This is a genomic window from Acinetobacter corruptisaponis, assembly GCF_030053775.1.
Classification (GTDB): Bacteria; Pseudomonadota; Gammaproteobacteria; order Pseudomonadales; family Moraxellaceae; genus Acinetobacter; species Acinetobacter corruptisaponis.
In genome coordinates this window covers 1996200-2011608 of the sequence record NZ_CP125669.1, presented here as the reverse complement: position 1 = coordinate 2011608, position 15409 = coordinate 1996200, and the positions used below count along the sequence as shown (strand labels likewise).

Here is a 15409-nt window from a genome sequence, read left to right as displayed (position 1 = left end):
TTTCATGATTGCTGTGTTTTAATCACCCATCATTTTCCATGTGTCTAGTGGAGGCATACTGTGAGTCCAAGTAATCCTGTGTTAAGTCACCATATTTCTTCACAATTTAATGAAGACTTACAAGCTGTGCATACCAAGTTTATGACCATGGGCGGTTTGGTCGAGCAACAGGTTGCCAATGCAATTCATGCCCTGCTTGATACCGACGCAAATCTGGCGATTGATGTTCAGTTCAAGGACAATACCGTCAATCAGCTTGAACGAGATATTGATGAGGGCTTAACCCTGATTCTGGCACGCCGTCACCCAGCAGCGATTGACCTGCGTATGGTGATTGCGATGAGCAAGGCCAACACCGACCTTGAGCGTATTGGTGATGAAGCGGCAAAAATTGCGCGTATTGCCCAAAACCTGTGTGAAGAGGGAGAGTCTCCACGTGGTTACATGGAAACACGCCATATTGGTAATCAGGTTCGCGTGATGATCCATGATGCACTGGATGCATTTGCCCGTCTGGATGTGGATCAGGCCTTAAAGGTGGTCATGGCGGATGTGGATATTGACCGTGAGTACCAGTCGGCAACGCGTACCCTGATGACGTATATGATTGAAGACCCGCGTCATATTTCCCGTGTCATTAATGTGATGTGGGTGCTGCGTTCATTGGAACGGATTGGTGACCACGCGCGCAACATTTCCGAGCAGGTGATTTATATGGCTAAGGGAATGGATGTGCGCCACACCAGCATTGAAGAAATTGAACAGAAAGTGAATCAAAAATAATTTCAGGAATTAATATTAACCACTGAATGATCAGTGGTTTTTTTATTGGAAAAATCCCAGATAAAAAAATCCCAGACTTCGGGGGAAAAGTCTGGGAGAGAAATATCATGCGTTATGTGAGATATCAATGTATCTCTTTATCTTTCTTAGACTCACTATAAGTATATTCCCCTCAAGTGTCATGTAGACAACTGTGTATACTGTGTAAGGCTTTATTACTTGTGTAAATGTAACGTAAAAAGAGAGCTGAAAATCAGCTCTCTTTGGTGCGTTCTTGCGTAGTGATAATTGTTGCTTTCCTGTTTAACTCGAAGCCTAGCTTCTCGTTTTGCATAAGTGATTCTTTTTTAATTGTAGCCTACGCGGACTTCGTCCTTGTCTTGCAGAAAACTAAAGCGTTGCTTTAGTTTTCTTCAGGCTTCCACCCCTCAGCTTTTTCAACGCTGTCATCATTATCAAAGAACTTCTCACGTTGTTCTTCAAGAAATTTTTTCGCGTCAGGTTCAAACACATTCAAGCGTTTTTCATTGATGAGCGTGGTTTGATGCTTTAACCATTCCTGCCAGGCCTGTTTTGAAACAGTTTCAAAAAACTCCTGACCTTTCGCGCCTGGAAATGGTGCAAAGTCCAAGCCCTCAAGTTCCTGTTTGTACTTACGGCAAAATACTTGTCTAGTCATCATCAATCCTTAAGCGTATAACTGTTCTAGTCGAGTGTGTGCACGGGCAATCGCGGCTTCCACCTGCTTGGGTGCTGTACCGCCAATATGGTCGCGTGCATTGACAGAGGCCTCTAAAGTCAAGGCTTTATCAAATACATCGGCTGTGATCAGGTCAGAGAACTGTTGTAGCTGTTCAAGTGTCAACTCAGACAAGTCTTTTTCCTCTGCCACACCCAAGGCTACAGCCTTACCCACAATTTCATGGGCATCACGGAAAGCAGTACCTTTTTTCACAAGGTAGTCTGCGAGGTCGGTTGCGGTTGAGAAACCACGTAATGCTGCTTCACGCATAATTGCAATATTGGGTACAAGTGCTGGAATCATGTCGGCAAATGCCATCAATGAACCACGAACTGTATCAATCGCATCAAACAAAGGCTCTTTATCTTCCTGATTGTCCTTGTTGTATGCCAATGGCTGACCTTTCATTAACGTCAATAAGCTAATCAAGTCACCAAATACACGGCCTGACTTGCCCCGAATCAACTCAGGCACATCTGGATTTTTCTTCTGTGGCATAATCGAAGAACCAGTACAGAAGCGGTCTGGAATATTCACAAACTTGAACTGTGCTGAAGTCCATAAAATCAGTTCTTCTGACATACGTGACAGATGCATCATGATCAGTGAGGCAGCCGCGTTAAATTCAATGGCGAAGTCACGGTCAGAAACGGCATCCAGCGAGTTTTCGGAAACTGCCTCAAAACCTAGAAGTTCTGCGGTGTAGGCACGGTCAATTGGATAGGTCGTGCCTGCCAGTGCTGCTGAACCGAGTGGCATACGGTTAACGCGTTTACGGCAGTCCTGTAGACGTTCAGTATCGCGCACCAGCATTTCAAACCAAGCCAACAAATGATGACCAAAAGTCACCGGCTGTGCGGTTTGTAGGTGGGTGAAACCTGGCATGATGGTGTTGGTGTTGTTGCCTGCTAGTTGCAGAATGCCATTTTGTAAACGCTGTAAAATAGTCAGGATGTCATCGATTTCATCACGCAAATATAAACGGATGTCCGTTGCCACCTGATCATTACGGCTACGGCCTGTATGCAGTTTTTTTCCAGTGATACCGATTCGTTGAGTCAGGCGTGACTCAATGTTCATATGCACATCTTCCAGATCAATGCGCCATTCAAACTGACCCGCTTCAATTTCGGCCTGAATGGTGCTTAAACCCTGAATAATGTCGTCACGTTCTGCTTCAGTGAGTACCCCAACCTTGGCCAGCATGGTGGCATGTGCAATTGAACCCGCAATATCCTGTTTATAAAAACGTTGGTCAAACTGCACAGATGCGGTAAATTCTGCAACAAAGGCATCTGTTGCTTCAGAGAAGCGACCGCCCCACATTCCAGAGGTTTGGTTCGGGCTTGCTGAAGAAGAGGATTGAGAAGATGTGGTCATGGCGGCTCAGTAAAATAAAAAAGAGTATAGCAAATCCAAACGCAGTTGCCGAAACTCGACGCAACAAGTTATCGCAAATGCGTCAGGACAATGTACAGGATCAGACATCAGCTTCCTATTTTTTTACGAAAATTGGGCAATGGCAACACTTATTGGAACTTATTGTTGCCAGTAATGTGCTGGCGATGGTGTTGGCGCTGGCAGAGGCACGTTCATGGCAGGCACTGGAAACCGCCCGTGTTTTGCAATATATCTGCTTTATTAACTGGGTGATTTTGTCCTTTTCTGCACTGGTTGATTATTTTCAGGAGTTTTTTGCCAAATTTAGTCAGAAAATGGCATTAATTTTAGGCTTTATTTTACTTCAACTGGTTGTTTTGTTTACCACTTGTGCGGTAAATATAATCCAGTTCTGGGCTTCCCGCTCGACTGACTTTTCAGAACAGGTTTTATTTCAGGGGGTGGGCCTGCATTTAAGCTACGGCATATTGCTGGGCGCGTTTTGCATGCGTTACCTGTATATGCGTGAACAATGGCTCAAACAGCAATACAGTGAACTGAATGCACGCATTCAGGCAATGCAGGCACGTATTCATCCACACTTTTTATTTAACAGTTTAAACAGTGTGGTGAGCCTGATTGCGATAGACCCTGATCGGGCTGAAAATATGCTGATCAGTTTGTCCCGCTTGTTCAGGGCAAGCTTTCAGGAGCTTAAACTGGTCAGTCTGGCGGAAGAGATTGATTTGTGCCAGCAGTATTTAAGTATAGAAAAAATGCGTTTAGGAGAACGTTTAAATGTAGAATGGAATATACAGGCAACGCCAATTGAGTTAAAACGGGTGACGATTCCACTATTAACATTGCAACCTTTGCTTGAGAATAGTATTTTTCATGGGGTGGAAAAGGTTTTACAGCCATCAACCATCAGTGTATTGGTTGAAATATTGCAAAATCAAGTCAGTATAGTCATTACTAACCCTTATTCTCACGATACAATAAAATCGAGAAAAGGGAATGGAATTGCGATAGAAAATGTGAAACAGCGCCTGAAAGCCTATTATGGGCAAACAGTCAAGTTTCAGGTTTATGGGGGAGCATCGCTCTATACGACGGTGGTAAGCTACCACTATCGAGTAAAATAATAAGTCCAGTTAACCATAAAAAAGATGGATGAAGTTAACGGTGACAAGGAGGAGAGGATGAAAGTTCTGATTGCTGATGATGAACCTCTCGCAGTAGAGCGTTTGTCACGTTTAGTGACCCAGATGGGGCATGAGGTTGTTGCGACGGCACAGCATGGGCAGGATGTGTTGAACCATATTGAAAATGATTCGCCTGATGTGGTTCTACTGGATATTCAGATGCCAGGAATGAATGGACTGGAATGTGCCGAGCAGTTGAGTCAGCTCAACCCGCGTCCCGCGATTATCTTCTGTACAGCCTATGACCAGCATGCATTGGAAGCATTTAAGTTTCAGGCACAAGGATACCTGCTTAAACCTGTTGCACAACAAGACCTGCAACAGGTGTTTAATCATTTAACCCAACTTACACAAGCACAAATGACTGGTTTACAACAACAAGACGATATGTACGATACTAAAACCCAACGCCATCAGATTGCTGCGAAGACTTATCGCGGTGTGGAACTGATTCCCCTGGAAAATATTTATTATTTTTTGGCCGATCAAAAATATGTCACTGTACGCCATAAAAATGGCAGTGTGCTGATTGATGAAACCCTCAAGGATTTGGAGCAGGAGTTTTCAGACCGCTTTATCCGTATCCATCGCAATGCCTTGGTCTCGCTTGATTATCTGGAAGGCTTGGAGCTGATCGCTGCTGGACAATATCAGGTTCGGTTGCGTGAGCTGGATGAACGCCTGTCGGTGAGTCGCCGTCATTTGCCGAGCCTGAGAGAATGTATGCATCAGCTCTAAAGACTGCATTTTCAGCATGATTGCTGCGCACTTTATGATTTTTTACTTGCAATTTTAGGTGATCAAGTTAAGTTGGGAACAATTGCCTTGATCAATCCTCATTTAGCGCTATGAAAACCCTAAAAATTGCGACTCGACAAAGCCCCCTTGCCCTATGGCAGGCAGAGCATATTCGTTCTCGTTTAAATGAACTTTATCCAGACTTGACGGTTGAGCTGGTGAAATTTGTCACCCAGGGGGACAAGATTCTGGATACGCCCTTGGCAAAAATTGGTGGCAAGGGATTGTTTGTTAAGGAGCTGGAAGCCGCATTGCTGGATGGGCGTGCTGACTTGGCGGTTCATTCGATGAAAGATGTGCCGATGCACCTGCCTGAGGGTTTAAGCCTGGCGGTGATTTGTGAGCGTGAAGATCCTTTGGATGCGTTTGTTTCCAATCAATATCAACATTTTGATGAGTTGCCACAAGGGGCAAAAGTTGGAACCTCAAGCTTGCGCCGTAAATGTCAAATTTTACAGCTACGCCCTGATTTAGAGATTATCGATTTACGTGGAAATGTAGGGACGCGTTTATCCAAGCTGGATGATGGTTTGTATGATGCGATTATTCTGGCAAGTGCAGGTTTAAAGCGTTTGGGTTTGTCCGATCGTATCCGTCATTGTTTGACACCAGTGCTAAGTTTGCCCGCAGTGGGGCAGGGTGCGCTGGGTCTGGAATGCCGTGCTGACGATGAAGCATTATTACAACTCATTCGACCTCTGCAACATGAGGAAACCTCGATTTGTGTCCGTGCGGAGCGCGCCTTTAATGCTTATCTCCAAGGCGGTTGTCAGGTTCCAATAGCAGGTTATGCAACCCTAAATAACCAACAGTTGCAGATTGAGGGTCGTGTTGGCAGTGTGGATGGTAAAACCTTGCTCAAACAACAGTTGTCTGGTTCAGCGGATCAGGCCGAGCAATTGGGTGAACAACTTGCACAGGATTTATTGCAACAGGGTGCAGGTGAATTGTTGAAAGCGTTATATTGATGCTGTTCATTAATACTCGCCCTCCAGATCGTGCCTCCAGCCTCACCCAGGCATTGACTGAGGCAGGCTATCAGGTTGAAAGCCTGCCCTTGCTGGAGTTGGTGGCGGAGCCTTTTTCTGAGGTCTTGCAGCAACTTTACCAACAACTTGAGCGGGTGCAGGTGATTGTTGTGGTCAGTCCAACCGCTGTTGAGATCGGGATGCGTTATCTGCAACAGGCAGGCATCACTTTGGAACGGTTGGTGCATATTCAGTGGATTGCAGTTGGAAAAACCACCGCACAGGCATTGGCAAAGTATAATATTAAAAGTGATGCACCTGAGATTGAAAACTCTGAGGGCATGCTGCAACTGCCGATTTTAAGGCAGCATCCCCATTTAAGTCGGATTGCGTTTTGGCGTGGTCAAGGTGGGCGACAGTTTATGATGCAGCAACTGCAACAGCAGGGTATCAGCATTGTTAACTTTGTGCTGTATCATCGGCAGTGTCCTGAAATAAGCTTGAAGCGTTTTCCCGATATCTTATCAAGAATTCAGTCCAATCAACCGACGATGGTGCTGATCAGCAGCGAGGCGAGCTGGAATTACTGGCAACAGCTTTGCGGCCAAAACCTTATTCAAGCACAATGGGTTTATCTGGTATTGGGTGAGCGTTTGGTGAAGATACTGGAAAATACAGCAAAGCGAACAGGCAGGGCATTTAACATTATTCCGCTTGAAAATTTGTCTGCATCAGGGATGATTCAACGCATACATGACTGGCAAGGAAATCTATGAGAAAAATTGTATATTTAATATTAGCACTGGGTTTGGTGTGGTTGGCCAAGCTGAGTTATGATGTTGCACAATATTTTCAAACGATTTCCCAGCTTCAACAGCAGCTTGATCAAACAGAACAGCGCTATGCACTGCTGAATGACCAGTTTGTTGCTGTACAGCGTCAGGCCCAGAATAACCGTGTTGTGGAACCTGCTGAAAACATGGTGACGATGCCAGCGACAGTGACAGGTGTCGCGCCTATTATTCTGATTAAGCAACACTTGCAGTTGATTCAGTTTGCAGTGGAACAGCAGCAGTTTATCTATGCACTTGACCATTTAAATCAGTTACAGCAACAGATCGTTCAATATGCGGTTGCTCCTGCATTGCAACAAAGTTTAATGAAGGCAATTGAGCAGGATCGGCTAGCCATTCAACAGTTTGTACTGGCACAAACACAACAACAGCAGCAACTGGATCATCTACTGCAACAACTGGATCAAAAAATCCAGCAAGAAATCTCCAATCCCAGCATTACGCTGCAAAAGAATGCAAGTGGTTCATGGTGGCAATGGTTCAAGCTGGAAAGGGTTGAACAGCCTGCTACGGATTTAATGAACCGTCATGTGGTACTCAAGGAGGCGCAGTTACGATTATTGCTGGCATCCCAGGCCTTAAACCAGGGACAAACTTCTGAATACCGAAAGTCAGTTCAGGAGGTCATACAGCTACTGGTGAAATTGCCTGACCAAAAGAGCCAACAGATCAGGTCGCGACTGGAAAAAGTATTAAATTTACCTCCTGTGCCCACACCAAAACTAACAACGCTTAGTTTGTTGGGGTAGCGAATGATGAAACAGCTTGTATTGATTTATCTACTTGTCAGTCTATTGATCTTTGCCTTTCTTGCCGTATTGAACTATGGCTATGGCGCGGGTTATGTCTATATCTACTGGCGCGATTGGCAATTCCAGAGCAGCGTTTGGGGTCTTATCCTGCTGTTTATTTTGGTGAGTCTGTTTGCACAGTTATTATGGATATTTGCCCGACGTTATTTAGCACGTGAGCAACGAAAAAAAGAAACAGTTTTGCATTTTAGAGACCTGCATCCCTATGAACAACTCGGCATTGTTTGGTTACTGGATGCCGCCAAAGACCAGCAGGTATTTATTGAACGTGTTTTTACACAATCAGGCTTGCTGAATAATATTGTGGATGCGCAGTTTGATTATCGAAATGGAGATTATGAAACTGCGTTGCAGCATCTGGAAAGATCGGCACCTATGGCTTTTGAACTGGCTGAGTTACAGCGTATCGATATTTTTCTAGAACAGCAGGAAACTGAAAAGGGACTGACGCATTTGGAATTTCTTGCCCAGCACCAGCTTTCTCCTTGGTTAAGTGAAATTGAAACAGCATATCAGCAACGTATCACGATTTTATGGGGTAAGTTGGCATTACAAAAACCGTGGTTATTTTTACGTACCACGCAGCAGGGTTTACTTGATGCTGAACATCGTGATTTATGGTTGCAGCAGTTACTCATTCAGTTTGACCAGGCTTCAGTCGATGATTTAATTGCCTTGCAGCAACGTTATTTGGCACTGCAAAGCGAGATTCAGGCGCGACCATACAGTAGTAAAGTCCTATGGCTGAAATTAATGGCACGACTGCCAGAAATGAGCCTGCAACACGAAGATTTAGCCTTACATTTATTGCAGGAACATTTTGACCCAGAGGTGTTTTATCTTTGGTTCCAGCAGCAGTTATTAAAGCAGATTCCAGATTATGCCTATGTGGAACAGCGTATAATCCAGCTTGAGCAGCGTTATACCAGTGTACCCATGTTGACGTTCGCCAAGTGGCATATTTATGTGGCGACACAGCGCCAGCAAGAGGCGGAACAGCTCTTAAGCCTATATCCAGATAACATTTTAATGAGCTACCTACGTATTAAAACCGTGCTTGGCGATAATCCTGATTTAATCAGACAGTTGAATTTAATCTTTGAAAATGATGTTAATTTTCTTAACTTTAAGATATGAGTGGAAATATGCAAGAACTGTCTATCTATCCTGTTGTTCACGAGCAAACTGTGGCTTGGGGAGATATGGATGCTTTTGGCCATGTCAATAATGTGCAGTATTACCGATATATTGAAAGTGCGCGAATTGCGTATTTAATGGCATTAAATATATTCGAAAATGATATATTGACTGTGGTGGCTTCCAGTCAGTGTAAATATTTAAGACCAGTATTCTATCCCGATGTATTGCATATTGGGGCACGCATTGAAGAACTGAGAAACAGTGCATTTCGTATGCATTATATTTTATGGAGCCAGGCACAAAACCATGTTGTTGCAACGGGTGAAGCTGTGTTGGTGTGTGTAGATAAGCAAACCTCACAGAAAGTGAATATTCCAGAGTTGATTAGAGATAAAATTATTCAGCTTGAAGCCAGTGTAGGACATAATCTTATCTCTGATTAATAAAGACAATTATGTCTATTTTTAGGTGCCTGAAATAGATATTTATATCATTGGGTTCTTTTGTAATTCTAATCATGCATTGAGCGAATAGAACCCTTTTATAGATCATCGAATAAGAAATATTTTAGTAAAAATTAAGAAAAATTTAATATTATTGCTATCGAACCTCAGTCACAATTCATTTAGTTTAAGTTCATTTAATTGATCGGAATCCTGTATGTTTTATTTAATTGTAAATAAAAAAGTGATTTTATTGTATATATGCGATTAAGTAGACTATTCTGATATTGATTATTTAATCACTTATAAATTAATATGGAATTGAATTTTTAAATTCGTTTTTATTTTTGAGTGATATATTCCCTTTTTTGATTTGGAGTGGTTCGAATGAAACCCGATATTAGTGATTTATCTGTTGAAGACCTAAAACGTTTGCAGGTGGAAGCAGAAGCTTTAATTGCAAGTAAAAAAGACCAGGCCATTGAAGATGCCTATGACCAGATTCTTGCGATTGCTGAAAGTGTTGGATTCAGTATTGAGGAACTATTGGAGCTTGGTGAGCAAAAACGTAAAAAAACAACGCGTAAAGCAGTAGAGCCGCGTTACCGTAATAAAAATAATGCTGAAGAAACCTGGACAGGTCGTGGTAAACAACCACGCTGGTTGGTTGCTGAATTAGAAAAAGGTGCAAAACTTGAAGATTTCTTAATCTAATCAAGTTTTAAAAGTCATTGTTTTGTCATACGATGACTTTATCCTGATTCAAGAGCCAGGCTGAAAAAGCTTGGTTTTTTTATATAAGAGAATTGGCGATGTTGAAAAAGTATGCATAATGTCATTCGGGGAGCAAGTTTCTCGAAACGGAAGGTCTGTTGCATGTTGGTAAGGATGGAATGAAGAAAAAAACCAAACAATGGAAATGGTGGGTTTTCACCATATTTGCATTTTTAATTTTTATTATTTTACAAATTCCAGCAACATGGTTAATTGCGAAATTTTCAAAAGATAATCAAATATTACATAATGTCAGCGGCAATATCTGGCAGGGGCAGGCAGATTGGCAGCAAGGCCAGCTGCGTGGTTCCGTACACTGGAAAACACGTCCTTTAGACCTGTTGCTCATGCGCTTGGGTGCCAATCTCGATATTCATAGTGGCAATACCCAATTCAATGGTGTGTTTGGATATGGTTTTGGCCAAAAAATCATGGTCAAGGACTTGCAGGGAACAATTTCACCTGAGACCCTAAAATATTTTGCAAATTGGCAATGGCCACAAAATGCGATTCAGCTCAAGGATGTACAGTTAAACTATCAGAAAGAAAAAGGTTTTGGTTCGGCAAAAGGCCAGTTGCATTGGGGTGGCGGTGAATTGAGCTATACCTTTGGCCAGCGTCAGGACCGTATGAACATGCCATCCCTGATCGCTGAATTAAAGGATGAAAACGGGCAACTACAGATTGATGTACGTGACCAGCGCAGCCAGAAAATGGCAAATCTCAGTTTAGATCCAAGTTTCATGTTGGATGTACAGTTGACACAACGTATGCTGTTGAATATTCCATCATATCAAGGCAAGGCTGGGCTGGACACCTATGTAATCAGTTCCCGTCAGCCATTGTTGCAGGGTGGTTTCTAATGAATGCATTGATGCAGAGAATGCAGCAACTACGCTGGCAAAAGCTGGATAAACTTAGCGCACTGGTTCTGGCATTGCTGATCCTATGGTTATGCTGGAAGCTGGCCTCATTGTTCTGGTGGGTGGTTGCACCGCCACAGCCGATGCAGTTTGATCGGGTTGAGCTGGGTTCACAGCAGGCAAGGGTGCCAAACATCAGTTCATTTGCCCTGTTTAATGAGCCTGCTGCAACAACGGCACAGGACAATGTGAATTTGGAACTACAGGGTGTCCTGCTGGGCTACCCAAGTTATTTATCTTCCGCGGTGATTAAGCTGAATGATACCGCCGAGCGTTATCGTGTGGGGGAAACAATTGGTTCGACTTCATATCAACTGGCGGAAGTATATTGGGATCATGTCATTTTAAGGCAGGGCAATGGTGCAACTCGTGAAGTCAAGTTCAAGGGACTGGATAAGGGGCTTTATCAGCCAATTGCACCAGTATCAACGAATAATAACAGCAACAGTGTGCCACCTCAGACACCACCAGCACAGAATACTGCCCAATCTGCTCTAGGTCAGGCTATTCAGCAAATGCAGGACAACCGTGAGCAATATCTGAAAAATATGGGTGTTGCTGGCGGAGCGGATGGTTATGAAATATCGGATCGGACTCCCAGTGCCTTAAAAAACACCTTGGGTTTACGTTCGGGTGATCGTATCCTATCGGTCAACGGTCAGACCATTGGACCAGGACTCAGCGAAGTACAATTACTAGAGCAAGTACGTCGTGAGGGGCATGCCAAAATAGAAATAAAACGTGGTGATCAAGTGATGACCATACAACAGAGTTTTTAGTGATAACACCGTCACCACAAGTTAGGAACAAGTGCAAGTTATGGCTTTCTTGAATCATCAACGTCCACTTTGGGCACTACTTGCCGCCGCACCGCTGGTTGCGGCCATCAGTACCCAGGTGCAAGCACAAACATGGAAGATCAACCTACGTGATGCGGACTTAACCGCATTTATCAATGAAGTTGCTGACATTACAGGCAAGAATTTTGCAGTTGATCCACGTGTGCGTGGCAATGTGACGGTTATCTCCAACAAGGCGCTCAATAAAGATGAGGTGTATGACCTGTTTTTGGGTGTGCTGAATGTCAATGGCGTGGTGGCGTTACCCTCTGGAAATACGGTAAAACTCGTTCCCGACAGTAATGCGAAAAACTCGGGTATTCCTTATGATGCACGTAACCGTGCAGGTGGCGACCAGATTGTCACCCGTGTCATCTGGCTGGAAAATACCAATCCGAATGACCTGATTCCTGCATTACGTCCACTGATGCCACAGTTTGCACATTTGGCGGCGGTTGCTGGCACCAATGCATTAATTGTTTCAGACCGCGCGACCAATATTTACCAACTGGAAAGCATTATTCGCAATCTGGATGGTACAGGCCAGAATGATATTGAAGCCATTACACTGCAATCGAGTCAGGCTGAAGAAATTATCGGTTTGCTGGAAACCATGAGTGCCACTGGAACATCCAAGGACTTTATTGGTTCGCGTGTACGTATCATTGCTGATAATCGCACCAACCGAATCCTGATCAAGGGTGATCCTGATTCACGCAAACGTTTGCGCCATACCATTGAAATGCTGGATGTGCCATCAGCAAACCGTTTGGGTGGTTTAAAGGTATTCCGCTTAAAATACGCCAGTGCCAAAAATCTGGCTGAAATTCTGCAAGGATTGGTGACGGGGCAGTCGGTTTCCTCATCATCCACCTCAAATAATGCGAATAAATCCAGTTCGATTAATAGCCTGACTTCCAATAGTCAAGGTCAGACTGGTAATTCCTCCTCAGGTGTCAATTCATCCATTAACCTGAACAGTGGTTTTAATAACAGTCAGAACAATGCTGGCATCACCAGTTTTAATGGCAATGGTGTCAGTATTATTGCCGATGGTACTCAAAATGCCTTGGTGGTAAAAGCTGACCCACAACTGATGCGTGAAATTGAAGCGGCAATTCAACAACTGGATATTCGTCGTCAGCAAGTATTGATTGAGGCCGCAATTATTGAGGTATCAGGAAATGATGCAGATCAATTGGGGATTCAATGGGCATTGGGCGATTTAAGCAGTGGCGTTGGCCTTATGAGCTTTAGTAATGTCGGGGCAAGTTTGGCATCAATTGCCGCAGGTTATGCCAGTGCTGGGGCAAGTGGCGCAGCCGCAGCCATTGCTGGAGATGCGAGTAAAGGCAATGGTGCCACATTCGGGGTAGGTAATTTTGAGAATTCACGCAAAGCTTATGGTGCGTTGATACAAGCCTTGAAAACCAATACCAAATCTAATTTCTTGTCTACCCCTTCGATTGTGACGATGGACAATGAAGAAGCCTATATTGTTGTGGGTCAGAACGTTCCGTTTGTGACAGGTTCGGTATCGACAGGAACGTCGGGTACGGTTAACCCTTATACCACTGTTGAGCGCAAGGACGTTGGTGTCACCTTAAAAGTGGTTCCGCATATTGGCGAAAACGGTACAGTTCGCCTTGAGGTTGAACAGGAAGTTTCGGATGTTCAGAACAACAAGGGCCAGGCAACCGACCTTGTCACCAATAAACGTGCCATTAAAACGGCTGTGCTTGCTGAGCATGGTCAAACTGTGGTGCTGGGTGGTTTGATTGCGGACAATACTGCATTGTCACGTCAAGGTGTTCCTGGGCTGAGTGATATTCCTTATCTGGGGCGTTTATTCCGAGCTGACAGTAGAAGCAACGAAAAGCGTAACCTACTGGTCTTTATCCATCCAACCATTGTAGGCGATGCCGATGATGTACGCCGTTTATCGCAGCAACGCTATAACCAGCTTTACAGCCTACAGCTTGCAATGGACAACAATGGCAACTTTGCAAAACTGCCAGAAAATGTTGGGGATATTTACCAGCAACAACCTACGCTGAATAACTCACCCTATCAAAAAGTTCCGACAGCAACGCAAAGCAAGACAGTTGTGGTGACAACACCTGTTGCAATTGATGCACCACCTGTACAGAAGCAAAGCATACAGCTTCCTGCCAAGGCGACTGAACGAAGCAAAAATACGGTGACAACAACAACCATCCGCCCTGCGTATTCACAGTAGATGCACAGAAGCGCTTGTGTCAAAATGTTATTATTGCAAGAAAATATGATAAGGATAGGCATCTATGACTTGGAAACTGCAAGCCATTACAGGTGAATTTACGGGGCAGGAAATTAACGTTGAGCGAGACATGCTGGTGGGGCGGCATCAGGACGCTGATATTTTGTTGCAGTCCGCTGATGTTTCACGCCGTCATGCCGCTTTATTGCTTAAAGACCAGCAACTTTGGGTGCAGGATCTCAATTCATCAAATGGCACGTTTATCAACGACCTGAGAATTGAGCAGGAAACAGAGCTGCACGATGGGGATATGCTGCAATTTGCAAGTTTTGTATTTTCAGTGCTTGTACCAGCCAGCCAGAACAATGAATTACCTGAAATTGAGGTTGAACCTGTAACAGTAGCGCCGCATGATCAGGGAATGCCAAGCATTGCCGAGCGTGCCGCTGAAACAGGTATTACGCGTGATGGTATGCCACAACAGGTTTCCATCCCAAAACCTGCACCAATACCAGAAAATGTACAAGTTGAGGCGGTTGCTGAACCAAAGCCTGTGCCTATGGAGGAGCCAGTCTCCCGTGTGGCTCAGGAAAAGGAGCAGCAGAAAAATGCTTCGGTTGGCCTGATTTCAATTATTATTTTAGTGATTTTGGCGGTGATTGCCTGGCTGTTCTTTAAATAATCAGTCTAAGCTTCTACAATGAAAGGCATGCTAGAAAGCATGCCTTTTTATTTCTGGGTAAATTCAATGTCAGTTGCACAGTTACAAAGCCGTAGTCTCATTTTATTTGATTTGGATGGAACATTGGTTGATTCCGCTGCCGATTTATATCGTGCCATGAACCTGAGTCTGGAAAAACTGCAATTTCCTTTGGTGACGGAAGAGCAGGTGCGCGCATGGGTGGGTAAGGGCGCGGCAAAACTATGTGAGACCGTACTTGAACATATATTTGGGCAGGTGAATGCTGAGCGGCAAAAGCAATTGCTGGATACGTTTGTGGACATTTATGCTCAGGAGTTGTGTGTCAATACTCAGGTCTACGCGGGTATCTTGCCTTTTCTGGATTATTGCCAGAGCCATAACATTGCGATGGCATGTGTGACCAATAAGCCTGAACATTTGGCGCGAGGTATTCTGGATATTCTGTCACTTTCTCACTATTTCAACATGGTCATTGGCGGTGATACCTTGCCTGAGCGCAAACCCCATCCATTGCCATTACTGCATTGTATGCAGCTGTGTCAGGTATCCGCGGCGGAAACCCTGATGATTGGGGACTCAAGTAATGATGTAGAGGCTGCAAGACGTGCAGGTATAGATTGTATTGTGGTCAGCTATGGCTATAATCATGGAGAAAATATCCATGACTGCCAGCCACAACAGGTGGTGGACAGTCTGGAAGAGTTGGTTGAGGAAGATATGGTGAGGAGAAAGGCATGAAAGCTGTTATGGTTTTTCGATGGCGGGCTTGAAGCAGCATTAAACGAAAACGCACAAAAATCGAAACT

At 44.2% G+C, this 15409-nt stretch carries 16 protein-coding genes; 14 read left to right on the top strand and 2 right to left on the bottom strand.

What is annotated here, in order from left to right:
- The first annotated feature begins 60 nt into the window (after positions 1–60).
- On the top strand, positions 61–783 hold the full coding sequence (phoU, locus tag QLH32_RS09545) for a phosphate signaling complex protein PhoU (protein ID WP_267981545.1): 723 nt from the start codon (positions 61–63) through the stop codon (positions 781–783).
- 403 nt (positions 784–1186) lie between these two features.
- On the opposite strand, the gene QLH32_RS09540 is transcribed toward phoU, so the two are convergent.
- Positions 1187–1462 carry an oxidative damage protection protein gene (locus QLH32_RS09540; RefSeq protein WP_267981544.1) on the bottom strand — a complete coding sequence of 92 codons (276 nt, stop codon included), beginning with the start codon at positions 1460–1462 and terminating at the stop codon, positions 1187–1189.
- Positions 1463–1471: 9 nt separating this feature from the next.
- Positions 1472–2905, bottom strand: a complete 1434-nt coding sequence (gene argH, locus QLH32_RS09535; protein ID WP_283266049.1) for an argininosuccinate lyase — start codon at positions 2903–2905, stop codon at positions 1472–1474.
- Between argH and QLH32_RS09530 the strand changes: the two genes are divergently transcribed.
- The 13 genes from QLH32_RS09530 (at position 2896) to QLH32_RS09470 (ending at position 15341) form a co-directional block, all read left to right on the top strand.
- Positions 2896–4050: a sensor histidine kinase gene (locus tag QLH32_RS09530; RefSeq protein ID WP_283266048.1), complete on the top strand. Its 1155-nt coding sequence runs from the start codon at positions 2896–2898 to the stop codon at positions 4048–4050. The genes argH and QLH32_RS09530 overlap by 10 nt on opposite strands.
- Positions 4051–4107: 57 nt before the next feature.
- A complete protein-coding gene (locus tag QLH32_RS09525) occupies positions 4108–4848 on the top strand; it encodes a LytR/AlgR family response regulator transcription factor (protein ID WP_279960216.1) in 741 nt (246 codons plus the stop codon).
- A 110-nt stretch (positions 4849–4958) separates the two neighbouring features.
- Positions 4959–5876: a hydroxymethylbilane synthase gene (gene hemC, locus QLH32_RS09520; RefSeq protein WP_283266047.1), complete on the top strand. Its 918-nt coding sequence runs from the start codon at positions 4959–4961 to the stop codon at positions 5874–5876.
- Positions 5876–6652 carry a uroporphyrinogen-III synthase gene (locus QLH32_RS09515; protein ID WP_283266046.1) on the top strand — a complete coding sequence of 259 codons (777 nt, stop codon included), beginning with the start codon at positions 5876–5878 and terminating at the stop codon, positions 6650–6652. The genes hemC and QLH32_RS09515 overlap by 1 nt, the downstream gene beginning before the upstream one ends.
- On the top strand, positions 6649–7479 hold the full coding sequence (locus QLH32_RS09510) for a hypothetical protein (RefSeq protein WP_283266045.1): 831 nt from the start codon (positions 6649–6651) through the stop codon (positions 7477–7479). Before QLH32_RS09515 ends, QLH32_RS09510 begins: the two co-directional genes overlap by 4 nt.
- Before the next feature lie 6 nt (positions 7480–7485).
- Positions 7486–8679, top strand: a complete 1194-nt coding sequence (locus QLH32_RS09505) for a heme biosynthesis protein HemY (RefSeq protein ID WP_283269312.1) — start codon at positions 7486–7488, stop codon at positions 8677–8679.
- A gap of 8 nt (positions 8680–8687) precedes the next feature.
- A complete protein-coding gene (locus QLH32_RS09500; protein ID WP_283266044.1) occupies positions 8688–9125 on the top strand; it encodes an acyl-CoA thioesterase in 438 nt (145 codons plus the stop codon).
- 387 nt (positions 9126–9512) lie between these two features.
- Positions 9513–9839 (top strand): H-NS histone family protein, encoded by a 327-nt coding sequence (locus QLH32_RS09495; RefSeq protein WP_283266043.1) that lies wholly within the window; start codon positions 9513–9515, stop codon positions 9837–9839.
- Between the two features lie 179 nt (positions 9840–10018).
- Positions 10019–10762: a type II secretion system protein N gene (gene gspN, locus QLH32_RS09490; protein ID WP_283266042.1), complete on the top strand. Its 744-nt coding sequence runs from the start codon at positions 10019–10021 to the stop codon at positions 10760–10762.
- Positions 10762–11601: a type II secretion system protein N gene (locus QLH32_RS09485; protein ID WP_283266041.1), complete on the top strand. Its 840-nt coding sequence runs from the start codon at positions 10762–10764 to the stop codon at positions 11599–11601. The genes gspN and QLH32_RS09485 overlap by 1 nt, the downstream gene beginning before the upstream one ends.
- Before the next feature lie 40 nt (positions 11602–11641).
- Complete coding sequence (gene gspD / locus QLH32_RS09480) at positions 11642–13900, top strand: type II secretion system secretin GspD (protein ID WP_283266040.1); 2259 nt, start codon at positions 11642–11644, stop codon at positions 13898–13900.
- Positions 13901–13964: 64 nt separating this feature from the next.
- Entirely contained in the window at positions 13965–14582 is a 618-nt protein-coding gene (locus tag QLH32_RS09475; RefSeq protein ID WP_283266039.1) for an FHA domain-containing protein, read from the top strand.
- 66 nt (positions 14583–14648) lie between these two features.
- Positions 14649–15341, top strand: coding sequence for a phosphoglycolate phosphatase (locus QLH32_RS09470; RefSeq protein ID WP_283266038.1), 693 nt, complete (start codon positions 14649–14651; stop codon positions 15339–15341).
- The last annotated feature ends 68 nt before the right edge of the window (positions 15342–15409 follow it).